The 23471-nt window shown below is 47.3% G+C and carries 26 protein-coding genes; 14 read left to right on the top strand and 12 right to left on the bottom strand.

The genetic code is table 11. The features are described from left to right. Window positions 1-182 precede the first annotated feature (182 nt). Window positions 183-1667 (top strand): ATP-binding cassette domain-containing protein, encoded by a 1485-nt coding sequence (locus tag ACZ5PW_RS18060; protein WP_464556292.1) that lies wholly within the window; start codon window positions 183-185, stop codon window positions 1665-1667. Window positions 1668-1832: 165 nt separating this feature from the next. On the opposite strand, the gene ACZ5PW_RS18055 is transcribed toward ACZ5PW_RS18060, so the two are convergent. Then, entirely contained in the window at window positions 1833-2099 is a 267-nt protein-coding gene (locus tag ACZ5PW_RS18055) for a hypothetical protein (RefSeq protein WP_464556290.1), read from the bottom strand. 11 nt (window positions 2100-2110) lie between these two features. Then, window positions 2111-2857 (bottom strand): 3'(2'),5'-bisphosphate nucleotidase CysQ, encoded by a 747-nt coding sequence (gene cysQ / locus ACZ5PW_RS18050; protein WP_464556288.1) that lies wholly within the window; start codon window positions 2855-2857, stop codon window positions 2111-2113. A 38-nt stretch (window positions 2858-2895) separates the two neighbouring features. Here cysQ and ACZ5PW_RS18045 point away from each other — a divergent pair, with 38 nt between their 5' ends. The 4 genes from ACZ5PW_RS18045 (at window position 2896) to ACZ5PW_RS18030 (ending at window position 6094) form a co-directional block, all read left to right on the top strand. Further along, window positions 2896-3189 (top strand): MoaD/ThiS family protein, encoded by a 294-nt coding sequence (locus tag ACZ5PW_RS18045; RefSeq protein WP_464556284.1) that lies wholly within the window; start codon window positions 2896-2898, stop codon window positions 3187-3189. 3 nt (window positions 3190-3192) lie between these two features. Then, window positions 3193-4035, top strand: a complete 843-nt coding sequence (locus ACZ5PW_RS18040) for a HesA/MoeB/ThiF family protein (RefSeq protein WP_464556281.1) — start codon at window positions 3193-3195, stop codon at window positions 4033-4035. A 529-nt stretch (window positions 4036-4564) separates the two neighbouring features. Further along, window positions 4565-4792 carry a hypothetical protein gene (locus ACZ5PW_RS18035; RefSeq protein WP_464556279.1) on the top strand — a complete coding sequence of 76 codons (228 nt, stop codon included), beginning with the start codon at window positions 4565-4567 and terminating at the stop codon, window positions 4790-4792. A 117-nt stretch (window positions 4793-4909) separates the two neighbouring features. Then, window positions 4910-6094, top strand: coding sequence for a PP2C family protein-serine/threonine phosphatase (locus ACZ5PW_RS18030; protein WP_464556276.1), 1185 nt, complete (start codon window positions 4910-4912; stop codon window positions 6092-6094). Between the two features lie 12 nt (window positions 6095-6106). Here ACZ5PW_RS18030 and ACZ5PW_RS18025 read toward each other — a convergent pair whose 3' ends face one another. The 8 genes from ACZ5PW_RS18025 to flgB all read right to left on the bottom strand — a co-directional run bounded on the left by ACZ5PW_RS18025 (window position 6107) and on the right by flgB (window position 13399). After that, entirely contained in the window at window positions 6107-6964 is an 858-nt protein-coding gene (locus tag ACZ5PW_RS18025; protein WP_464556274.1) for a transporter substrate-binding domain-containing protein, read from the bottom strand. A gap of 221 nt (window positions 6965-7185) precedes the next feature. Beyond that, complete coding sequence (locus tag ACZ5PW_RS18020; RefSeq protein WP_464556271.1) at window positions 7186-8499, bottom strand: FliI/YscN family ATPase; 1314 nt, start codon at window positions 8497-8499, stop codon at window positions 7186-7188. Continuing rightward, window positions 8499-9242, bottom strand: coding sequence for a FliH/SctL family protein (locus tag ACZ5PW_RS18015; protein ID WP_464556268.1), 744 nt, complete (start codon window positions 9240-9242; stop codon window positions 8499-8501). The genes ACZ5PW_RS18020 and ACZ5PW_RS18015 overlap by 1 nt, the downstream gene beginning before the upstream one ends. Beyond that, the gene (gene fliG / locus ACZ5PW_RS18010; RefSeq protein ID WP_464556266.1) at window positions 9229-10230 is read right to left on the bottom strand and encodes a flagellar motor switch protein FliG; all 1002 of its coding nucleotides are present in this window, start codon (window positions 10228-10230) and stop codon (window positions 9229-9231) included. The genes ACZ5PW_RS18015 and fliG overlap by 14 nt, the downstream gene beginning before the upstream one ends. Before the next feature lies 1 nt (window position 10231). Further along, window positions 10232-11836, bottom strand: coding sequence for a flagellar basal-body MS-ring/collar protein FliF (fliF, locus tag ACZ5PW_RS18005; protein ID WP_464556264.1), 1605 nt, complete (start codon window positions 11834-11836; stop codon window positions 10232-10234). Window positions 11837-12167: 331 nt separating this feature from the next. Further along, entirely contained in the window at window positions 12168-12494 is a 327-nt protein-coding gene (fliE, locus tag ACZ5PW_RS18000) for a flagellar hook-basal body complex protein FliE (protein WP_464556262.1), read from the bottom strand. A 42-nt stretch (window positions 12495-12536) separates the two neighbouring features. Beyond that, window positions 12537-12977, bottom strand: coding sequence for a flagellar basal body rod protein FlgC (gene flgC / locus ACZ5PW_RS17995; RefSeq protein ID WP_464556261.1), 441 nt, complete (start codon window positions 12975-12977; stop codon window positions 12537-12539). 11 nt (window positions 12978-12988) lie between these two features. After that, entirely contained in the window at window positions 12989-13399 is a 411-nt protein-coding gene (flgB, locus tag ACZ5PW_RS17990) for a flagellar basal body rod protein FlgB (RefSeq protein WP_464556260.1), read from the bottom strand. Window positions 13400-13714: 315 nt separating this feature from the next. Between flgB and ACZ5PW_RS17985 the strand changes: the two genes are divergently transcribed. The 5 genes from ACZ5PW_RS17985 to ACZ5PW_RS17965 all read left to right on the top strand — a co-directional run bounded on the left by ACZ5PW_RS17985 (window position 13715) and on the right by ACZ5PW_RS17965 (window position 17592). Next, window positions 13715-14269, top strand: coding sequence for a tetratricopeptide repeat protein (locus ACZ5PW_RS17985; RefSeq protein ID WP_464556259.1), 555 nt, complete (start codon window positions 13715-13717; stop codon window positions 14267-14269). A gap of 185 nt (window positions 14270-14454) precedes the next feature. Further along, window positions 14455-15054, top strand: coding sequence for an IMP cyclohydrolase (locus ACZ5PW_RS17980; protein WP_464556258.1), 600 nt, complete (start codon window positions 14455-14457; stop codon window positions 15052-15054). A 350-nt stretch (window positions 15055-15404) separates the two neighbouring features. Further along, window positions 15405-17006 (top strand): GTPase HflX, encoded by a 1602-nt coding sequence (gene hflX / locus ACZ5PW_RS17975; protein WP_464556256.1) that lies wholly within the window; start codon window positions 15405-15407, stop codon window positions 17004-17006. A gap of 122 nt (window positions 17007-17128) precedes the next feature. Next, the gene (infA, locus tag ACZ5PW_RS17970; protein ID WP_464556255.1) at window positions 17129-17347 is read left to right on the top strand and encodes a translation initiation factor IF-1; all 219 of its coding nucleotides are present in this window, start codon (window positions 17129-17131) and stop codon (window positions 17345-17347) included. Window positions 17348-17382: 35 nt separating this feature from the next. Continuing rightward, a complete protein-coding gene (locus ACZ5PW_RS17965) occupies window positions 17383-17592 on the top strand; it encodes a cold-shock protein (RefSeq protein ID WP_464556254.1) in 210 nt (69 codons plus the stop codon). 104 nt (window positions 17593-17696) lie between these two features. On the opposite strand, the gene ACZ5PW_RS17960 is transcribed toward ACZ5PW_RS17965, so the two are convergent. Together ACZ5PW_RS17960 and ACZ5PW_RS17955 are read right to left on the bottom strand one after the other, a co-directional pair. After that, window positions 17697-18023, bottom strand: coding sequence for a hypothetical protein (locus ACZ5PW_RS17960; protein ID WP_464556253.1), 327 nt, complete (start codon window positions 18021-18023; stop codon window positions 17697-17699). A 204-nt stretch (window positions 18024-18227) separates the two neighbouring features. Beyond that, window positions 18228-19187 (bottom strand): chemotaxis protein, encoded by a 960-nt coding sequence (locus ACZ5PW_RS17955; RefSeq protein WP_464556251.1) that lies wholly within the window; start codon window positions 19185-19187, stop codon window positions 18228-18230. Window positions 19188-19367: 180 nt separating this feature from the next. Between ACZ5PW_RS17955 and ACZ5PW_RS17950 the strand changes: the two genes are divergently transcribed. The 4 genes from ACZ5PW_RS17950 to ACZ5PW_RS17935 all read left to right on the top strand — a co-directional run bounded on the left by ACZ5PW_RS17950 (window position 19368) and on the right by ACZ5PW_RS17935 (window position 23467). Continuing rightward, entirely contained in the window at window positions 19368-19736 is a 369-nt protein-coding gene (locus tag ACZ5PW_RS17950; RefSeq protein WP_464556249.1) for a response regulator, read from the top strand. A 284-nt stretch (window positions 19737-20020) separates the two neighbouring features. Beyond that, entirely contained in the window at window positions 20021-21115 is a 1095-nt protein-coding gene (gene hypD / locus ACZ5PW_RS17945) for a hydrogenase formation protein HypD (protein ID WP_464556247.1), read from the top strand. Between the two features lie 2 nt (window positions 21116-21117). Beyond that, the gene (gene hypE, locus ACZ5PW_RS17940) at window positions 21118-22122 is read left to right on the top strand and encodes a hydrogenase expression/formation protein HypE (protein ID WP_464556245.1); all 1005 of its coding nucleotides are present in this window, start codon (window positions 21118-21120) and stop codon (window positions 22120-22122) included. 109 nt (window positions 22123-22231) lie between these two features. Then, window positions 22232-23467: an EAL domain-containing protein gene (locus ACZ5PW_RS17935; protein ID WP_464556243.1), complete on the top strand. Its 1236-nt coding sequence runs from the start codon at window positions 22232-22234 to the stop codon at window positions 23465-23467. Window positions 23468-23471 lie beyond the last annotated feature (4 nt).

Below are 23471 nucleotides of genomic sequence, written 5' to 3'. Positions count from 1 at the left end.
ACAAAAGGAACTTTTTTCAACTAAATGAGTAGATAATTGTTTTTATCGGGCAATTCTGCCGGGACATAGGGGGGTGACTGTGACTATTGCACTTGCTGATCTTAAGTAGTAGTTGTTTGTTCCTTGAGTGAAAACAGGGTTTGTATTCAATAAGTTTCAGTATGTTATGAAGCGGGGTTTTCATGAGCGATTTACTGGTTTCAATGAAAGGTGTTTCACTTACCCTTGATCGGGGTCCGGTGCTTGAAGATATAAACTGGGACATTAAAAAGGGTGAACATTGGGCGGTTTTAGGACCCAACGGTGCAGGTAAGACCACCCTGATGATGATCCTTGCCGGGGAAGTCTGGCCTGATGATGATCTTAAGCGGGAATTTTATATTGAGGGTGAGAAAACCAGCAGTCCGCTAGAACCACTCGAGCGTTACCGTATGATTTCTCCCGAACATCAGGATATTTTTCTGCAGCTGGCCTGGGATGTTACCGGTGAGGAAGTTGTTCTTGCCGGCAAGGATAATACCCCGTTTCTTTACCGCCTTGCGGATGAGGGCGAGTACGGACCTGTGCGGGATCTCATGCAGTCGCTGGGGATGCTCGATCTGGCTAAACGCAGCATGGTTAAGATGTCCCGTGGAGAAGCTCGTAAAATACTTATTGCGAGAGCTCTCATGGCCGAGCCTGAATTTCTTATACTCGATGAGTTCCTTGAAGGTATAGACCAGCAGTCCAGAGCCCAGCTCATTCGCGCTATTGATGCCGCAGCCGCGTCCGGTACTACTGTGATCTGTTCGGCTCACCGTAAAGAGGAACTGCCTTCCTGTGTAAACCGCACCCTTTATATTCGCGATGGCAGGGTGGACCGCTGCGAGGATGGGGCTGGGGAAGGCGTAAGCTGCGCTACTCCGGATTTTGAAAACAGGGTTCTTCCGGAAATAGAGAGAATTGAGCCCGGTAGAAAGCTGTTTCAGCTTAAAGATGCAAGTGTTGTCTTTCTCGGCAAAACAGTGCTCCATAATATTGACTGGACGATGCGCGGCGGCGAAAACTGGGCTGTGTTGGGACACAACGGAGCAGGTAAATCAACTCTCCTGCGCCTGCTTTATGGTGACGCCGCGGCTTACGCTGCTGAGGAAGAAATGGAGCGTCTCCCTGAAAGAGGTGATTCATTAAGATCGGTACGTGGACGCATGGGGATGGTTTCAGCATCCATGCAGGCCTCATTCGGGGAAGCGGTAGGCAGGCCCATACCTATTTTTGATGTGGTGATTTCAGGATTTTTTGCTTCTGCCGGCATACTGGATGAAATCAGTGATGAAATGCGCAGCAGGACATGGGAGTGGCTAAACTTTTTCGGTATTGAAGACCTGGCCCAAAGACCCATGGAGCAGGTTTCATATGGACAACTCCGCAAGGCTTTTATCGCTCGGGCATTGATAGCAGGTCCTGATGTGCTGCTCCTTGATGAACCACTGGCCGGTGTAGACGCTGAATCAAGAATAGAGATATACCACCTTCTTGAAAAGCTGGCTCAGGCCGGGGTCTGTATGGTTTACGTCACCCATCACAGTGAAGAGCTTATCCCCTCCATTTCAAATGTGCTTGAAATTGAGAACGGCAGGGTTTCCTTTCGTGGCAGCAGGGAAGATTATACGACTCTGAGCAGATAAACCGGGATATTCAGAATAAATTAAAAGGCCGCCTGCTTCGTAATGTTTATCCGGAGCAGGCGGCCTTTCTCGTTGAATGGGACAGTTTGATTAAAGTGAGTGGATTTGGAAAGTCGGTATTATGATCGGAAAAAGGGGCTAACTGTATTGCTGAATTGGCAGGGATTATTTTTTAATCCAGCCTTTTCCGGCCATGCAACGGTCGAAAGCGCGGGCTTCATTGTTATGTTCAATACGCTGCTGATCATAGGTTTTAAGAAACTGCCAGTCGTTCTTAGGTTCGGAGTTTGCCTCCTTTTTTGAACGCTCCCGGCAGGCCGCGCGGTCTTTTTTAAACTGGTCGTTACGGTTGGTATCCATGCCGAGGCTCGGATTGTAATATGAAGTGCAGCCTCCGAGCAGTATCAGGGTGGTCAGAAGAATGGCACGCATTAAATCTCCCTTTATGCTTTGACTATGAAGCCTTTGTTTTTCAGTATTTCCTTGTTGTATGGGAATTCGCTTCCATCAAGTGATGTCATGCTTCCGCCTGCAGCTTCAACTATGGCTTGTCCTGCTGCAGTGTCCCATTCCATGGTGGGATTGAATCTTGGGTACTGGTGAGCCTTGCCTTCGGCTACCAGACAGAATTTGATGGCACTGCCTGCAGGGATCATTTCAGCGACACTTCTTTTTTCAAGATAGGCGGCCAGATCCGGAGAAGGGTGTGAGCGGCTTCCTACTATAACCAGTGCTTCATCTTCAGCGGGTGGGCTGGTGTTTATCTTTTCCGGTTCAGCTCCCCCCCGGCTGATATGTGCTCCGGTCTCCTGACTGCCGGTGTAAAGCTTGTCTTGTGTCGGCGCGTATACAACTCCCAGTACAGGACGGTTGTCCCGCATCAGAGCAATACAAACGCAGAATTCTCCATTGTTTTTAATGAATTCTTTTGTCCCGTCCAGAGGGTCCACGAGGAAAAATTCCTTCCATTCTCTGCGTTCTGAAAAAGGGATCTTTGCTCCTTCTTCAGAAAGGACCGGAATGTCGGGGTACATTTCAGAAAGGTGGTTCGAGATGACTGCGTTTGAAGCAATGTCGGCTTCCGTTACCGGGGATTTGTCATCTTTGCTGGTAACTTTGAAACCACTGTTTCGCACATCCATTATGGCTGCTCCTGCTTTCCGGGCAATCATGGATAAATTGTCTATCATTGTTTGCATGGTTAACGACTTAGCAGAGCTTTAAATTTATGTCATTATCTCCTTTGAAACCTGAGCCCCATTTTGACTTATATTTTCCTGCGGTTTACTTATGTTCAATGAAAATAAAAGCAGTCTGTTTCAGCCATCTTGCGGTTTATCATTCAAGTGATGGCTACTTGGAAGTCTCCGATAGCATTCGGGTGGATGATGTCCCTGAATTACTGGGTTTTCAAAAGGACGAGGTGGCTATGTATTTTGTTGGGGACAGTCGTGTTGACGTTGATTACGAACTTGCCGATGGTGATGTGCTCAAGTTGTTTCCACCAATAACCGGGGGGTGATCTATGGCAGTGGAAGACAAGGTTTACGAAATGATGGCCGGGCATCTTATGGATAAACAATGTGGTGATCAAAGACAGAACATCGCTCCTCATGAATTGTGCCTGAATATTTCAAGAGAACTGGGGCTGGATCGCCGTTTTGTTGAAATGGTGGCCTTTGATAACGGAGCCGTGCCGGAACGGTATTCCCGTAATATGTGTACTTTCAGTCCGGATGACCAGAAAACCATGTTCAAGTCCAAGGTTGCAGTAGTGGGCCTTGGCGGCCTTGGCGGTCATCTGCTTGAGGCCCTTGCCAGGACCGGAGTCGGGCATATTGTAGGGTGTGACGGGGACTCTTTTGAGCCTTCTAATCTCAACAGGCAGCGGCTGGCAGCTGAAAATTCCTTGAGCCTGAGTAAGGCGGATGCAGCCTTTGAAATGGTGAGAAGGGTAAATCCGGCGGTTTTTTTTGATGTGCGTTCGGATTATCTTGAGGAGAGGGATTTTGATGTTTTTATTGAAGGAGCCCGGGTTGTAGTTGATTGTCTTGGCGGGTTGGCCCATCGGCAGCAGTTAAAGGAAGCATGTACCAGGAATAATATCCCGATGGTTACGGCTTCTGTTGCCGGGTGGGCCGGGATTGTTTCCACGGTGTATCCCGGTGATGTGTCTCCTGCAGATTTTTTTGGAAGTGACGACGGTCTTGAAGAAAAGTTGGGGACTCAGACTCCGGCTATTCTCACTGCTGTCGGCATTCAAAGCAGTGAGGTTCTCAAGATTGTATGTTCCAAAGATCCCGGACTGAAAAACAAAGCACTGATGTTTGATCTTTCAAGATTTTATTTTGACATCGTTTCATTATGAAATGAAGAAAGCATAAGAGACTTATTCAGAATACAGATAATATTTACAATTTATTTTTTTGTATAAAGAAAAGGAGATTTCAGGGAATACTGAATCTCCTTTTTATTTTGTTTCTGAGTGTATGATTTATATTTGCTGGATATATATTGTATTAATTTATATTTTGAATGTATCTAATATTAGTTTTTATTTGTTAGTTCTGTTTTGTGGTTAATATATTGTATAGTTTTTGTTGTTTGTGTCATAATATTATGTAAGTAAAGTTGTTTATGTTGTTTATGCTCGTTTTTGTCTAGTTATTTGTTTGTTTTGGTGTGTGTATTTGTTTTTTTATTTCGTGTTCTTTGTGTTTTGTGTGTTTGTGTGTCTTGTTGGGAAAAAACTTTTAAAAATATTAAAATGTTCAAACCTTCGCAAATAGATGAATCTATTGGAAAAAATTAATAAAACACTAGACAAGATAGTCTTTAGAATATATTTCTGCGTTCATGTCGGGTGTTTTTATAGGATTTAACATCAGGAGGGTTTGATGAGTAAGCAGATTGAAGATATAACAGCTGAATTAAATAGTGTTTCCGATGCCTTGGAGTTTATTAGTAATTCTATTGAGTGCCATGAGTCAGAAGGGCGTGAGATTGAGACAGGAGGAGTGGCCTACCTTGTAAGGCTTGTGGGTGGACGCTCCAGAAGGGTTGCTGAGTTGTGCTGGGCAGTCATTGATGGGGGGCATGTTAATGATTCCGGCTCGGGAGAATGAAGAATGCTGCTGCTAATAATACTGTAGTGTCTTGGGATATTGTGCTATGGTTTACATGCTGCAGGAAGTTGGAATTTCCAATGCAGATGTATATTTTTTCCGCATGGAGGCCGGTCGGTGGATCTCGATATTGTAAACGAAAAAGTTAACGGTAATTTCTCAAGGATACTGGTAGTGGATGATTCCGCAACCATGAGGAATTTTCTGACTCGTGTTCTGGAAGATTCCTACGAAGTTCAGACCGCATCCGATGGTATGGAATGCATAAGGCTTTATCAGGAGAACTCCCCTAGTGTCATTCTTCTGGATCTGCTTATGCCGATGATGGATGGCTTTGATGTCATTGACAAAATAAGAAATGAGATCGGTGATCAGGAAGTCATAATCATTGTGCTCACCGGGCAGGATGAACAGGAGATCAAAGCCAGGGCCCTTAACAGTGGAGCCAATGATTATCTAACCAAGCCTTTCCATGTTGTGGAATTGAAAGCGCGTGTCGGCGTTGCTTTTCGGCAGGTGTCGCTTACCAGGCAGATACAGACAGCCAACGCCCGTCTGCAGCGCGCATATAATATTATTGATGATGAGGTGAAACTTGTAGCCCGTCTTCAGGACAAACTGTTGCCGACAACTGTTCCGGTAATAGACGGGCTTGAGCTTAACAGTCTTTACCGTCCATCAGGCAGGGCCAGCGGAGACTATTACGATGTTTTCGGTCTTGAGGACGGTGTCATAAGAGTTATTGTGGCTGATGTGTCAGGACATGGTCCTCAGGCGGCGTTCATTATGGCTATTGTCCGAACTCTTTTCAAGGCTGATGGTGCTTCGGGCAGTGATCTCGGAAACAGCCTTGACCAGATAAACAGCCACCTGCTGGATCTTATTGGCAAGGACAGTTACTTTGTCACTCTTTTCGCTGCGGATATAGATTTCAACAAGGGCCAGATGAAATATTTGAGTGCGGGACATTGTCCGGGGCTTATTATGACAGACGGCAGCCTGAGAGAGCCTCTTGCAGCCAAGATCCCGCCACTTGGCTTCTTCCCAGTGGAGTGCGATCTATCCGAATGCAGTTTTGAGAATTCCTTAAGGCTTTTCCTGTTTACTGACGGTTGTTACGAATGGCGCATGGGGAATGACTTTTTCAGTCTCGATCCTTTTGTAGAGATAGTTGAGGATCTTATGGAAAAGGGATGCTTAAAGCTTAATACAATTGAAGATGTCCTGGAAGAAAAGACAGGTTTCCGTCCCGTTTTTGATGACGATGTGACTGCAATGCTTATTGATTGGGCAAGAGCATAGTTTTGCCTGCCTTTATTTACCTTTTTTGAAGACCGTCAGAAAAGCTTTTAACTCTTTTCGATGAAATAAGGTGATACCTAGAACAATCAGGATAGCCAGCCAGACTGTAGCTTCTCTTGCAATGTTGACTTCTCGTTTTCTGCTCAGCCATTTGTTTATAATGGCGTTCTTTTTTTTCTTGGGAATAGCTGCCATGTACAGGTTTACAGTGGAGATGAGTTCTTTGTTGCGCTTGCTTACAGCCGGCAGCAGGTCTCTTGTGTACATGTGTTTGACTAGAGAAAAAGACTTTTCAAGCCCATGTTGGTGAATGAGATATTGTGCAACGGGGTAGTCGGCAACCAGAAGTTTCATTCGGCCTTCAGAAATTGTGCGAAACATTTCTTCTACTGAATTAAAAAGCATAAGCGGCGTGAACGGATAGTTCTTTTCCATGAATGTTTTTGAGTAGCCGTTTTTAAGCACCCCGCAGATAGTTTCTTCAAGGTTTACATTCCCGTCCCTGATCAGGCTTTTCTCCGCGAACATTGAGCCTCTCATATGAAAGAGGTAGTCCCCGAAAACAAGAGATCTGGCCCTTTTATCTGAATAAAACAGCCCGGCATTTACAGCGTACTTCCCAGAGACAGTTTCGGAAACAGCCTCTTTCCAGTCTTTCAGATCAAATCTTATGGGGATTTCTGAATGCTTTGCCCACTCTTTCCACATATCTACAAGAATACCGTCTGCTTTACCTTCGTCATTAATAAATGACAGTGGAGGCATGTTTGAAGAGTGGATTATTTTAAATTCTTGAGATGAATAAACCTGCACAGGTTGTGAAAACAGAGCAGCAATAGATAATATGGCACCAGCTAGAAATTTAAGCACAGTTTCTCCCCAGTCCGAATTAGATCACCTTTCCGAAATAAACCTGTTCAGTCCCCTACGAACATAGTTTCAGGAAGGTAGATATCAGCAGTCCGCATATATAATATAGTACTGAGATGGAATCCTACTATAAAACAATAAAAAAACCAACTATATGTTATATATTATAAATGTCCGACTCATTTTCTTGGCGGGGAGGGATTATGGGGTAATGTAGGGGGTCAGCTTGCGCTGGAAAGCTGCATGAGTTGGGAAAAACTTTCCTCGAGAGTCTGTTTTTCCTCGATAACCTGCTGAAGAAAAGTGTTGATTGTGGGGACCATTTTAATAGCAGTGTCAATATCGGGGTTTGCACCGGACTGGTAAGCACCGATGTTTACCATGTCCTCAACCTTGCGGAAGGTGGCAAGCTGTCCGAGAACCTTGCGACCGGCTGCGACAATTTCGGGCTGAACGATGTCTCCGCGTACGCGGCTGACACTTTTGAGAACATCGATGCACGGGTAATGGCCCTGGTCTGCAAGATCACGGGTAAGAACTATGTGGCCGTCAAGAATTGATCTTACGGCATCTGCGATCGGTTCTGTGAAGTCATCTCCATCAACAAGGACAGTGTAGATGCCGGTGATTGAACCCTTCTGGTTTTTCCCAGCCCGTTCTAGAAGTTTAGGGAGCTGTGCAAATACGGAAGGGGTGTATCCTCCACGTGTCGGGGGTTCCCCAGCGGCGAGTCCGACTTCACGCCCGGCCATGGCAAAACGGGTGACCGAATCCATCATCAGCAGGACGTCCTGACCGAGATCACGGAAATATTCAGCAATGGCTGTGGCTGTGTAAGCGGCACGCATGCGGATGAGAGGGCTTTTGTCAGAGGTGGCCACAACGAGAACTGATCTGGCCAGTCCTTCCGGACCGAGATCACGTTCAATGAATTCCACAACCTCACGGCCACGCTCACCGATAAGCCCGATCACGTTTATGTCCGCCACTGTATAACGGGCCATCATTGAAAGCAGTGTCGATTTTCCGACTCCTGATCCGGCCATGATGCCCATTCGCTGGCCCTTGCCGAGAGTCAGAAGACTGTTGATGGCTTTAACGCCGACATCGAGAGGCTCATTGATGCGGGGCCTTTCAAGAGGGTTGGGCGGATCACGGTGGAGCGGATTGTAATCATCGGGGATGATGGGCCCCAGTCCGTCTATCGGCTGTCCGAAAGCGTCAACAGCACGTCCCAGAAGATTCATTCCCACAGGAATTTTCGGGGGGGTACTGGAGTTCTGGATAAGGCTTCCCGGACTGATGCCGTGCATTTCTCCATAGGGCATGAACAGGCAGGCGCCGTCCCTGAATCCCACAACCTCTGCCGCAATAGATTCCTCCTCCCCATCAGGAATAAGGTGACACACTGATCCGAGCGGAGCACGGATTCCGCGGCCCTCGGCAATGAGACCCACGACCTTGCTCACCTTGCCGAAACTGCGGCAGGGGTCGACGGCTTTCAGAAGCTGGGTGCAGCCTTTCATGTCCGCCATTATTCTTCTCCGGTGGTTCCGGTTAACTGGGCCAGTATTTCCTGAACTCCTTCCCAGCGGGAGGTGACGGTGTTGTCAATGACCGCATCTTCAGCTTCGACAATAATCCCTCCGTTTTCTATGGTCTGATCCTGCTTGATACGCCACTTTTCCAGATCCGGATGCTCAGCTTGAGCCCGTTCCAGCAGAGGAGTGATGATTTCAGCATCAGCGGGAGAAATTTTTATTACCAGCTGGGTCAGGGAATCAATCCGTGCAAGAGCCTCATCAAGTAATGAGTACAGTATTTCCTGCCTGCGGCTTTCCATTTCAACCGCGAGAGTTTTTTCAATTACCATGAACACCAGCTGTACCGCATCAGTTGACTGGGCAAGAACCACATTCCGGGACTGTTCCTGAATGGCAGTCAGAGTCTGTGTCAGATTCTGGCTGAAGCCGATCATGTGTTGCTCTGCTTCCTGAGCGGCCTGCTGCTGTCCTGCCGCATAACCTTCGGTCTGAGCGTTTGCCCGGATTGTCTCTGCCTCGGTCATGGCTTTGGCAATAATTTCCTTGGCCATGTTTTGGGCTTTTATTTTAACCCGCTCGAAGTATTCGCGGTCGGTGTCATCGTTCCAGGTCGGCTTTTTCTTGCCTTCCATTTCCTGTAAAGTCATCTCCTGGGACTTGTTGTTGGAATCAAGCCCCATGATGACTCTACCGGTGTAGAACTTCTGGTCATTTTCTGACTTAGACAAAGACATCTCCCGATCCTCTGCTGATCATGATCCGGCCTTCGTCTTCAAGGCGGCGGATGTTCTTAACAATATTCTGCTGCGCAGCTTCCACATCGGAGAGCTTTACAGGTCCCATGATTTCGAGGTCTTCGCGGATCATGTTGGATGCTCGTTCGGACATGTTCTTGAAGAAGAGTTCCTGTAAATCGTCGGAAGCACCCTTGAGTGCGGTGGTGAGCTCTTCGTTTGAAACTTCCTTGAGCAGTTCGCGAATGGCGCGGTCGTCGAGGCCCTTGATGTCTTCGAAAACGAACATGAGGTTCCTGATCTCTTCTGCCATCTGGGTGGATTCTTCCTCGATCTCGGAAAGAACTTCCTCCTCGGTGGAGCGGTCCACTGCGTTGAGGATTTCCGCAACAGCGGGGACGCCGCCGACTTTCTTACCTTCTTTACCGCCCATTGCTATGAGCTGGCTCTGGAGCACGCGGTCCACTTCCATGAGCATTTCCTCTGCAACCGCTTCAAGTTTGGCCAGTCGCATCAGTACTTCTGCTCTTACTCCACCGGGCAGGTTGGCAATAAGGTCCGCTGCCTGGTCCGGGTGAAGATGCCCGATAATAAGAGCAAGGGTCTGCGGATGCTCGTTCCTGAGAATCTGTGCAAGAATCTTGGGGCTGACATTCTGAAGCTCCTGAAAGGGAGCGGGGCCTGTTTCAAGGTCCAGCTTGTCCAGAATGAATTTTGCTGTTTCCTCGTCAAGAGATTTGCTGAGCAGTCTTTTGACCTGATCTGCTCCGCCCATAAGAAGTTCTGCACCGTAAGCCAGAGTTTCGTTAAACTCCTTGAGTACTTCCAGAACCTGCTCCTTGGGTACGGAATCCATTTCAAGCATGGCTTTTGATACATCGGCAATTTCCTGACGGCTCATGCGCTTGAAGGATTCAGCCGTAAACTTGTCCCCAAGGGCAAGAAGTACGATAGCTGTTTTCTGATTCCCGGTGAACGGCGTAGACACTTTATGCAGCCTCCTGCTTCAGCCAACCCTTCAGCACCTGCACCGCCTGATCCATATTCTTTTCCGAAAGTTGCAGAGCCTGAGCTTTGGCGTTCTCTAGCTTACGTGCCGTATCAAGCGCCTCTTCGTCAAGGTCTGCGTCATCAAGAGCAAGTCTTTCTCCTGCTTCGGGCAGTCCTGCCACTTCTTCGATTTCTTCTTCAGCCACACGGGGCTTGATCAGAGCCATGACAACCGGGCGTACTACAAGAATCAGGAAGAGGAAGATAAGCAGTCCGTTAAGGAAGGGCTTGCCGAGTCGCTGAGCGTATTCCAGCATGGTCCGCATGAGTCCTTCGTCACCGAAGAGATCCTGCATTCCGAAGGACATATTGGACACTTCAAGGGAGTCTCCGCGTACTTCATCATAACCCACCGCATTGCGGACCAGTTCACGGATGCGCTGCATTTCTTCTTCTGAGCGGGGCACATAAGTTACTTCGCCGGTGTCAGGGTCTTTATTGTAGATACCGTCAACTATGACCGCCACACTGAGTCTCTTTACTTCGCCCACTGGCACTACTATCTGCTGTTCTTCCTTGTTGATTTCGTAGTTGGTGGTCCTTGTCTCACGGGTAGAGTCCTGAGTGGTCGCGGTTCCGGTGAATCCGTCTCCGCGGAAGTTGGCTTCAGGTACGCCGCCGTCAACATTGGCAGTTCCTCTGGTGTTTTCTTCGCTGGTCTGTTCGGAGCGTGCAACCTGACCGTCAGGATCGTAGGTTTCCTTTTTAATGGTACGCTGTCTGAAATCCAGTTCGGCATTAACTTTGGCTATGACTTTATCAGGACCGACTATGGGCATGAGCAGACGCTGAATGCGCTGTTCTATTTTTGACTCGATGCCTGATTTGTATTCAAGCTGGCTGTTGCTGACATTAAGCCCGATTCCGCCGTCTTCTTCCGGCTGGTAGAGAACCTGCCCACGCATGTCGGTAATTGTTACCGCTGCGGGCTTGAGGCCTTCAACAGACATAACAACGAGGTTGAGCACGCCTTTAACCTGCTTTTCGGAAAGCTTTTCGCCTTCTTTGAGTTTCAGAACAACTGAAGCGGAAGGCTCTGCCTGTTCTTCGATGAATAATGATTTGGCAGGGAGTACGAGATGTACACGGGCCCTTTCAACCTGAGGAAATTCACTGATAGTTCTGGCCAGCTCACCCTGGAGGGCTCGCTGGTAATTTATTCGCTGGATAAAATCCGTCTGCCCGATCTGAACTTCATCAAAAATCTCGTAACCGATGCCCTGACCGTGAAGAGCTCCCTCTCCGGCGATTTTCAGGCGCAGGTCATAGACCCGGTCCGCCGGGACCAGAATGGTGGAGCCGTTATCCTGAATCTTGTAAGGTTCTTTGGTGGACTGCAGAATGGAAACAACGCGGGACGCGTCCTCTGCGTACAGTTTGGTGTAAAGGACTCGGTACTCAGTCTGATTGAGCCAGAACACCATCAGTATAAAGGCGATTACAACTGTTGCTGCCAGACCTCCGATAAGGATTCTCTGGGAGACAGTGCGGTTGGACCAGAAACCTTTGAATTTATCCAGATACTCAGTGATGAAATTGGGCATAGTAAAACTCCTGACGATTTTTCAAGAGTTGTAGCAATATGTAGTCCAATTGAATTTTGTTGTTTAAATTTAGTTGTTTGTGGAGTGTTTTTTGGGTTTTGTGAAGGTGGGGTGTTAATGGTGACAAAAAACGGTCACCTGTTTGTGCTGTGGCAGATGCCGGAGGAACGTCAACATCTCCTTGAATCGGCAATCTGCTGCCGAATCAAAGAGTGTTTGAATGTCAGTGCAGAGGTGGAATCCTCTGCACTGTGGAGAAAAAGGTCAGGGGGAAATACCTGAAGGAATTTCAACCCCGCAAAGGTAAACAACAGCTTATGCACTTTCCGGCCTAGAAAGGCATCTTCATTACTTCCTGATAAGCGGTCATGACTTTTGTTCGCACAGTTGAAGTCATGGTCATGGCAACACTGGCCTTCTGCAGGGAGATCATTAATTCATGGACATTCTGGTTTTTTCCTGAAGCAAAGTCCTCGATCATTGCCTTCTTTTCTGACTGAAGATCGTTAACTCCTTTAAGGGAGTTGGTCATTGTTTCGGAGAAAGAGTTCGGGTCGGCTTTGTCCATGTTCATGGTCTTGTCGAACTTTTTCTCAAACTGCTGCTGGGTCTTCAGGGCATTGGTGTATGCCTGCATTGCTACGTTTTTGATGGCCATTGTACTTCTCCTTATCGGGGTGCTGTCGTTTATCTGTCAGCCTTAACGCATGCCTATGCGCAGAGCTCGGTTGAACATTCTTTTGGCTGATTCAACAGCCTGTGCGTTGGCCTCGTATGATTTACTGATCGTGATCATGTTGACCATTTCTTCAACCACGTTGATGTCCGGGTAGCGGACTATACCTTCTGCGTTGGCATCCGGGTGGTTGGGCTCGAATACTTCTTTGAAAGGGCGGGTGTCATTGACGATGCCCCTTACCGTTACCCCGCGGAGCTGTTTATTCATTTCCTGATTCATTACAGAATCAAAGGGAGAGAGCAGAGGACTGGACTCCATGGCGACACTTTTACGGCGGTATGGACCTCCGTCTTCGGTGCGGGTGGTTCTGGAGTTCGCCATGTTCATGGACACAACGTTCAGATACTCTCTCTGGGCCTTGAGACCTGATGCTCCGATATCTAATGCAGTCATGAAGTTCATTTAATTATCCCCTATCTGGCTCCGCTCTGGATGATCTTTTTCATTCCTTCAAAATTTTTGGAGATGACCTGGGTCAGAGCGTTGTACTGAAGAGTGTTTTTGGCCATGGTGGTCATTTCTTTGTCCATGTCTACAGCATTCTCGCCGTGAACCACTCTGGGTTCAAAGCTGGAGAGAAACTTGCCGCTGAATTTGTCTGCATGGAACGCAGCGGGAATGTGCATTTCGCTGGTCTTGGTCATTTTGCCTTTTGCATCCAGACCGAGGGCTTTTTGCAGTTCGCCTTCAAACTCAAGCCGCTTTTCCTTGTAGCCGGGGGTATTGACGTTAGCCAGGTTAGAGGCGACGAGATTCTGACGCTGCAGTCTCAGGTCCAGTACCTTGGCTGTCAAATCTATATGGCTTCCGAAAAGTCCTTTCATTTATCTATCCTCCTGCAAAAATTGCCCGGTACGGTTTCAGTGCGGAAAATTGTGTTCGATTTATGTTGTCAGAGGTATAGCAAAAGGTGTTCCATGTTTGTAATATACTGTAATTTAATGGTTAAGTTGTTAGTAGCTGGGTGTTGTAGAGTGCTGGTGTCGGAAAACAGGCAGGGGGAAAGTTGGTCTCTTTATAATGTAGGGGGAGTGGATCTTGGTTTTGGCACATGGGTTGCATTAAGTCAGGCAGGTCAATAAAGGCCGAATAAAATGCCGCCACATAAGGCTGACGGTAAATATTTACTGGAGGGGATTATGAGTCACCTGGATTATGAAATTAACAAAGAATTAGGCGAGTGCTACCTGTTCATGGGTGAACTGGACAAGGCAGAAGATTACTACAAGAAGGCCGCCGGCTCGAACGGTGTGCATCCTGATCCGTACATCGGGCTTGCAACCATCGCTGTGCAACGTGGTGAGTATGATACTGCCATGGCTCTTTACGAAAAGGCCCACAGTGTTGAAGCTACCGACAAAAGCTTTGCCGGAATGGGGCTCATCCAGATGGAAACCGCCCGTCAGGAAGAAGCATTTGAAAATTTCGCAGAGGCTCTTGGAATCAATCCGAGCAATATGGTTGCCCTGTTTGGAATTATCCGTATCGGTCATGAATCCGACAAAGTTGCCGAAGCAGCTCCTTTCCTGGAAAGATTCCTTGATGTGGAGCCTGAAAAGCACGAAGTCCGCTATTCGCTTGCTGGTCTGTACATCTGCATGGACCAGAAAGATAAGGCTGTTGAACAGCTTGAAATGATCCTTGAAATGGATCCCGCAAACGAAGCGGCCAAGGAACTGCTGGATCAGATCTAGCACACGGTTCCTTTACATAAAGCCGACTCCCCTCCCGGTTGGTCCCGTTCCTGAGTTGTTCAGGAACGGGGACAGCCACAAGGAAGAGAATGATTCCTTTGGGAGACGTCAGGGCTGCGGATGCTTGCAATTGGAGCATAAATCCGGCACAACTCCACAAAAAACAATTACCCTGGAGATGTGTTATGGATATGCTACCTGTCAAACGCGGTATTTTGAGTGTTACCGATAAGTCCGGGCTTGCTGAATTTGCGTCCGAACTGGTCGGCTATGGTGTTGAACTTATCAGCACCGGCGGCACCAGAAAGATGCTTCTTGATGCCGGACTTGATGTGAAATCCGTCAGCGATGTAACCGGATTCCCTGAAATTATGGGCGGACGTGTCAAAACCCTGCACCCGAATGTGCATGGTGGCCTGCTTGCGGACAAGGACAACCCTGAACACCTGTCGACTCTTGAGGAACACGGAATCAAGACGATCGATATGGTTTGTGTAAACCTGTACAATTTTGCCAAGGCTGTAAGCGAAGGGCAGGACCTGAGGAACGCTGTTGAACAGATTGACATCGGCGGGCCTACTATGCTGCGTGCTTCAGCGAAGAATTTTCATTCTGTTCTGGTTGTCCCCAGTCCGGTGCACTATCCCCGAATTCTTGAAGACATGAAGAAGAATGACGGAAAAGTGTCTCTGGCACTTAGAAAGGATCTGGCAGCGGAAACATTCGCGCTGGTTTCTGAATACGATTCCATGATCGCCAAATATTTGGCAGATCACGACGCTTAAGATTTTTATGCGGACGGTCAATTTTCTGACCGTCCGCATTTTGTTTGCCTCCGGCCTCCTCTCCCTCTTCCCAAAATGCGCTTTTATTATGCTTCGCAGGGTAGGTTTGAGGTGTGTGCGTTAAGGTAAATATTGCTTCTAAGGTAAAGTTGACTATAATGCAGTCTTATATTTTTGAATAAATTTATGCTAACGGCGGCGAAGCCTTTTTAAATTTTTTGAAGAGTGCAGAGAAAATTTTCCAAAAGTTTCTTTGCCCTTCGGAGAGCCGCCAGAAGCAAATATAAAAAAGGAATACTACCATAGCTCTTAAAGCCAAAGGAAACACTCAGGGCCTTAAGCCCAGTGAGTTGAAACGTATCAACCGCCTTGCAGACCGCCGTTACAGCGACCCATGCGGTTTTTCAAATGAACAGGCCCGCGAACTGGCATTTCTCAGTCATGAGATAGGCCGTCAGATAGGTCTTCTCATCAACCGTCAAGGCAGGCCGGAAATGATTCTGGTGGGTGATCCCGGCTCAATCTATATTCCGGAGCTTCCCAGATCCCGCCAGTCTGAAGGCAGGCTGCGGGGACTTAGACTCCTGCATACTCATATTTCCGGTGAAAACCTGTCCGAGGAAGATCTCATGGACATGGTTTTCCTGCGTCTGGACAGTGTCACCGTTCTGGCTTCATCGCCTCACGGTGAGCCTGATTTTGTCCAATACGCCTACCTTCTTCCTCCCGGTGCGGGTGACAAGCCTTATGAGCAATTAGCCCCAGTCCGCTGGGATCGAGCTGATATTGATCTACCTTCCCAGATTAAAGCTCTGGAAGACGAATTTCGTCGCGCCGACCGTACCCGTGACACCACAGATAAACGTGAACGGGCAATTGTGGTCAGTGTTTCACAAGACCCTAAGTCTGTTCAGGAGCGTTCGCTTGACGAGTTGGAAGATCTTGCTGACACCGCAGGGTTGAAAGTTGAAGGGCGGCTTGTTCAGCGTATCCGCAAACCCAATCCCAAATTTATCATGGGCAAGGGTAAACTCGCTGAACTTGAAGTTCTTGCCCTGCAAGCGGATGCCGAAGTGGTTCTCTTCGACCAGGAACTTTCTGCCGCCCAGATGCGAAATCTTGCTAAGCTTACGGAACGCAAGATAATCGATCGCACCCAGCTCATACTTGATATTTTTGCCCAGCATGCAACTACCCGCGCAGGTAAGCTTCAGGTGGAAATGGCCCAGCTCAAATATACCATGCCGCGTCTGGTTGGTAAGAACCGCGCCATGTCTCGTTTAATGGGCGGGATTGGCGGACGAGGACCCGGTGAAACAAAACTGGAGATTGACCGCCGCCGGATTAAGGACAAGCTGACCAAGCTGGGCAATGAACTTAAAAAGGTCAGCAAGCAGCGGGGATATACCCGTGACCGCCGTGCCAGTGCCGGAGTTCCTGTTGTTTCACTTGTCGGGTATACCAACGCGGGTAAATCCACCTTGCTGAACACGCTGACCAACAGCGGGGTTATTGCGGAAGACAAGCTGTTCGCAACACTTGATCCCACCAGCAGGCGTATCCGTTTTCCCCGTGATCAGGAATTGATCCTGACTGATACTGTAGGGTTTATCCGTCAGCTTCCAAAGGAACTCAAGGAAGCTTTCCGGGCTACTCTTGAGGAACTGGAAGCAGCGGATGTTCTGTTGCATGTTTGTGATGTTTCCCATCCGGAAGTGGAGGAGCATATTTCTGCAGTGAACAGAATCCTTGAGGATATGGAGTTGCATGACGTTGTGCAGATTCTTGTGCTCAACAAATGGGATCGCCTGGATGATGAACAGCGTGAAATGATGAGCAGCAGTTATCCGCAAGGTATTCCGGCAACTGCAGTAAACCGCCGTTCTTTGAACCGACTGGTTGAAGAGATTATGGATGCTCTGGACAGACTAGGTAAATCCGGTAACTGGTAATTCCTGCCCAAAGATATGATTTTCCATCTTGCCTTAAGCTCTCTAAATTTGTAAAAAAATCAAAGGATGAGTCTGAAAGGTTGTGGCTGCTTGAAATCATGCTGCGTTAGATGGAGGAAATCATGGCCAAGGAAGAAGCCATAGAGGTGGAAGGTGTTGTGCAGGAAGCATTGCCCAACGCCATGTTCCGTGTTGAACTGGAAAATGGATTTGAGGTCCTGGGACATATTTCAGGGAAGATGCGTAAGCACTATATCCGTATTCTGCCCGGAGACCGGGTGAAGGTGGAGTTGTCTCCATACGACCTGACGCGGGGGCGGATAACTTTCCGTATGAAATAATTTTTCAGAAAACCGGAAGACTTTCCGGGGGATGTATGAGTTCAAAGGGTGTTGTCAGCTGGTTTAACGATATCAGAGGATTCGGATTCATCGTAGATGAAGACGGCCGGGATATTTATGTGCACTACTCCGAGGTCATCCGTGACGGATTTAAAACCCTTAGTGTTGGAGAAAAGGTTGTATTTGAAATAATTGACGAAGATATAGCACCTAAGGCAACCGAGGTAAGAGTCATAAACTACTGAGCGTAATTACCTGATTCATAAAATTTCAAACCCGCCATGTGATCATACACATGGCGGGTTTTTACTTTAATAAATACTGGCTGAAACGACTGTGTTGCCACTTGCTACCTTTGACCTGCCTCGTTCTTGGTCGGTTCAAGCACCGCGTCAACATTGACGATTCGTGAAGTCAGTTTGTTTCCGTTGATTTCGTAACGAGTCAACTGCCAGTCAATGTGATCGATAAAATCCACTTTGGCCCATCCTTCAGGCGGGAGCCTTTTGACCAATTCATCAAGAAAGTCTTCTATATCGATGTAGTGGCCTTCGAAATCAACGTTTAGAACTTTATCTTTGTACACGATTTTCTCAAAGGGGAGTTCCAGTTTGATGTCCTCGAAGTCTTCTTCAGAAAGGCCGTGAACATCTCCGTATACTCTCACATCTTCCATTTATTTTCCTCCATAGGCGAAGATTGCTGAATACCGTCTGACAATTCAAAGACGGTGGATAATAATATTGTTCAGGTATGAAAATATGACGGGTTTCAGATCTGCGCAAGAAAAAACGGCCCTCCAAAAACAGAGGGCCGCTGAAATTTATATCAGGTCCCGGTCAGAAGACTCTTGACCACTCAATAAAAAGTGGATCTATGGTCAATAAGCTCTCCGGCCTTTTTTTGATTCTATCAACTTGATAGCCTTTTCAGGTAAAAGATGCAGATCCGGTTTTGAAATCTGTTCATCAGCTCCGACCGAGTCTCCTTTGTGGCGCAGTTCCTTCGTTATAATAGAAGAGTAGAGAATGACTGGCAGATGCTTGAGATCATCATCTTCCCTTATCCATTTGGTAAGGCTGAAGCCGTCCATCAGCGGCATCTCAATGTCGGATATTACTATTTCAACATAGTCTGTTACGGGACGGCCTTCCTGCTTTGACGCGAGCTTTACCTGCTTGAGCGCGTTGAGAGCTTCCTCTCCGTTGTTCACTATGGAGTGCCTGAAGTTCGCCTGATCCAGACTCTGGTGAAGCATGGCCCTAATCGTGGGGGAGTCATCGCAGACAAGAGCCGCGTATGCCTCGGACGCAACCATTGATGGTGCTCCAAGGTCTCCTCCAAGTGTCGGGTCGAGGTCTGCAAGAATTGATTCAAGATCCAGCAGTTGGATGAATCTGTCCTCTCGCTCAACGATTCCCACAATGCAGCTGTCGTCAAAACTACTCATGAATCTATCGGGTGAAAGAACCTGCTGCCAGCCGACCCGGTGAATTTCCGTTACCCCGCTGACCTGAAAACCTGATACGGTCTGACTGAATTCCGTGACTATGACGATATCATACTTCTGAGCTTTTCGTTCCATTCCAAGCCAGACAGCAAGGTCAAGCACAGGAAGGATATGGTTGCGCAGAGGGATTGTTCCCATGAAGCAGGGATGTTCGGCTGATTCGGGGTGCTCAAGCTCAGGGCTTTCAATAACCTGCATTACCTTGGCAACGTTTACGCCGAAGTGGCATCTGGTTTCCGGGCCATCTTCTGATTCGGGGATATCGATATAAAATTCCAGAATTTCAAGCTCGTTGGTCCCGGTTTCCAATAGGATGTCAGTTTTTGCCATGGCGGTGGCTCCTGAAGTTTAATTAAAAAGAATCGCATCAAATAGGGTTATTATTGTTAAATTACTACAATCCAAAAGTCAGGTCCATAAAATTTGAAATCGCCTCTTAATTGATATTTCTTTACAATATTAAATTATTAGGTTTAATTAAGATATTAATGAAAAGATACGGGGTGAACCATGCGTAAAGTCCTGATTGCTGAAGATGATAAAATATCGCAGAAACTTGCTGCACGATTTGTTGAAGATCTTGGTCATATCCCTTTTGTGAGTCCCCATGGCAAGCATGCTTATGAGGCTCTCAAGGCTGAGAATAATTTTGATGTGCTCGTCACTGACATAATGATGCCCGAGATGGACGGGAGGCAGTTGGTGCAGACCCTGCGCGGAGATTCCCAGTTCATGGATCTTCCGATTGTTATCATGTCAGCTGTTGTGGGGGTTTCAGACATCTCGAATTTATTAGCTCTTGGAGCAACATATTTTCTTCCGAAGCCGATAGATAAAGCCGAGTTCGAAGAGGTTATCAAACGTTGCACCAGTAAATGATCTTTGATTTGATATTTCTGATTTGATTCTTAAAAACTCCGCCACCAGAGCGGAGTTTTTTTATACATAAAATTTGCATTCGGCCGGGGTTGTTACCGGGCGGGAATGGGTATATTGAAAACATAAGTGGTTTCAAAATCGAATGATATTTTGGTTGGATGCATAAAGTTTTGAAACTTCGTTATAAGTGTGGGGATGCCGGAGGTTCCTGCGGGAATATTTGCTCTGCTTGTCATTAAGAGGTTGAATCTGGTTATAGGGAAAAATTAACTTGGGGGTAAGGTTTGTCACTAGAGATTCTGGAAAAATTTAAGGACCCTGAGCTGTGCAAGGAATTGCTGGCCCGTCTGAAAGGGGAAATAGACGGTGAAATAAGGTTCATGGAAGTTTGCGGGACCCATACGGTCGCGATCTTTAGAAGCGGTCTTCATTCTGTTCTGCCTGAGGAAGTTGTTCATCTCAGCGGTCCCGGATGTCCGGTCTGTGTCACTCATGAATCCGAGGTAAATGCATTTCTTGAACTGGCCGAAAAAGAGGATGTGATCATCGCGACTTTCGGGGACTTGATGAAAGTTCCCGGTGCGAACGGCCACTGCCTCAAAAACGCGCAGGCTGACGGTGCAAGGGTAGAGATAATATACTCTCCGTTCGATGCCCTTGAGCTGGCCCGCAAGAATCCTCAGAGCACTGTGATTTTTCTTGGGGTTGGTTTTGAAACCACTGCTCCTACCATTGCCGCTACGGTGTTGATGGCTAAACAGGAAGGGCTTCGTAATTTCAAGGTCCTTTCCTTCCATAAGCTGGTTCCGCCAGCCCTGGATGTATTGATTTCCGATCCCGAAACCCGGATTGACGGTTTCATCCTGCCCGGACATGTCTCAACGGTAATCGGAATTCATCCTTATGATTTCATCGGTGAGAAATATGGGAAACCTGCAGTTGTAACCGGTTTTGATCCTGTTGACATCCTGCAGGCGCTTCTGCTCATGATCCGTTCGTCGAAAAAGAAAAATCCTGAAACCGTAAACCAGTACACCCGCGCGGTTTCTGAAAATGGCAACCCTAAAGCGGTGGATGTCATGTATCAGGTCTTTGAAAAGTCGGACGCCCTTTGGCGCGGTATTGGAACCATACCGGGGAGCGGGCTGGAATTTCGCGAAGAGTTTGCAGAATTTGACGCCAAGAAAATCTTTGATCTGGGTATTGGCGAGTGTCCGCCACTGCCGGGCTGCAAGTGTGGAGATGTGCTGAAGGGTAAAATGACACCGGAAGACTGTCCCTTATTCGGCAAGGGGTGTACTCCTGCAAAGCCGGTCGGTCCGTGTATGGTTTCAACCGAAGGAAGCTGTGCGGCTTACTTCAAATACAAAGTAGATTAGATATGTCTGATAAGGTTTTACTCGATTACGGTTCCGGAGGCAGAGCATCCCAGCGTCTTATTTCCGACCTTTTTTTAAAGCATTTTGCCAATCCGGAACTCGATAGGCTCAACGATGCTGCTTCACTTCAGTTGAATGGCAGAATTTCCGTAAGCACTGATAGTTTCACGGTTGATCCCATTTTTTTCCCCGGGGGGGATATCGGTTCTCTCGCAGTTCACGGGACCGTCAATGATGTAGCCATGCTTGGGGCTATTCCGAAATATATGACCTGTGCGTATATTATCGAAGAAGGACTGCCCATGGCTGATCTGGAGCGGATTGTCGCCTCCATGGGAGAGGCATGCAGGCATGCCGGGGTTAATATTGTGACCGGTGATACCAAGGTTGTGCCCAAAGGTATGGTTGATAAAATTTTTATCAACACCACGGGAGTCGGCGAAATCATAGCCGATCCTGCGCCGAGCGGAGACCGGGCCACTGTCGGCGACGCAGTCCTTGTCAGCGGAACCATGGGGGATCACGGTCTGACTATTCTGGGGACTCGGGAAGGTCTTTCACTGGAATCCAATGTCAAGAGCGATAGTGCTTCCCTTAATCATCTGCTGGTCAAACTGGTTCGTGAAATTCCTGAAATCCACGTCCTGCGTGATCCTACTCGTGGCGGACTGGCAACCACTCTCAATGAGATCACAATAAGTTCCAATGTCTGTTGTGAGCTTGAGGAATCTAAAATTCCGGTTAAGGCGGAGGTCTCGGGAGGTTGTTCGTTCCTTGGTCTTGATCCTTTGTATCTTGCCAATGAAGGTAAATTTTTGTGTATCCTGCCTCAGGAACATGCTGAAAAGGCTCTTGAGATTATGCGTGCAGACGAACTCGGTCAGGACGCGTGTCAAATTGGTACAATAACCGATGCTAATCCCGGTAAGGTGGTGCTGGTAACTCCGTTAGGCGGTAAAAGACTGCTGAATATGCTTGAGGGCGAACAGCTTCCAAGAATCTGCTGATCAGAATTAATTGTATAGAGAGTTAAAACCCGCTTCGCTATGAGGCGGGTTTTTTTGTGCTTATATAATTATGATTTTATGCTAGTATTGCTGCAAAATGGAGGATTACGTGACAAATGAACTCAAGCAGTGCATTGAAGCCGTTGGACGAATTGTAGCTGAAGAGGGTATTGCTGTTTATTTTCAACCTCTTGTTTCTCTTTCCAGTAAAGGAATTGTTGGGTTTGAAGCTTTTTCAAGAGGGGTTGATGAAGAAGGCGGCACGCTGGCGGATGCCGGATGTCTTTTCCATGAATCTTTACCGGAGAAGGCCCAGCGAAGTGTGGAAGACCTTTGTCTCAAAAAGAGTTTGTCGGCATACAAGCCGATTTATGAGAAATATCACACAATGCTCCTGTTTTTGAACATTAATGCAGGCTTGTATTCAAAAGACGATCTTAAGGATACTAATCCACTTAAATATCAGGATGAATTCAGGTATAATCCGAGGATGATTGTTTTTGAATTTGACTCGGATCAGTTGGTGAAAAATGCGCCATTGGAACTTATCAGAAAACTGCAGAAAGACGGATATAGAATTTCCATCGATAACAGCGATCTCCGAAAGGGGTGCAGGGAACACCTTTTCATGGTGAGGCCTGATTTTGTGAAAGTTGACCGCACACAATACAAGGGGATTGAAAAATCAGAAAAAGTCAGGGAACTTTTCCGGTTTATAGTTCGCATGTTCAGGCAGGCCGGAGTAATGGTCATTGCCAAGGGGGTCGAGACGGAGGAGGAGGCTCATGGACTTCTTGAAGCTGGAATCTGCTTGCAGCAGGGATATTTTTATTCAGACAAAAGTGATAACGGTGACAATTTCACTGATAAGGTTACACGGATTAATTCATTTTTGCGCGAACGTAGAAAAGCAACTCTTAAGGCATTGCAGGAACAATTCAGTTCGATTCATCTTTTGCTCAAAAATACCATTTCGAGGCTGCAGCAGGAAGAATCCGAACGAATGAATGAAATTCTGGAAGATGTAGCCAGACGCACACCGGAACTGGTTGCGGCATTTATAATGAATGAGTCTGGAAAGCAGTTGAGCAGGCTGGTTGTGGGACGTGCCGGTGACCGGGTTGGAATGCGCATTGAACCTACCGCTGTTGGAAGCGATCACAGTTACGAAGATTACTTCATGTATTACAATACAGGTATAGACAAATGTGCAGGAATTATGGAATTCTCCCCTTTTTGCCAGGAAAGGCACCGCTATGTCTACGGTCATTTTTATCGTGATGATTCCAGAAAAGGGTCTATACTGCTTTTGTTCTATAAGGAAAAGCAGACCCAGGAGGATTAGGTAA

It is taken from the genome of Maridesulfovibrio salinus, from assembly GCF_055394525.1.
This window is presented reverse-complemented; position numbering and strand designations above follow the sequence as displayed.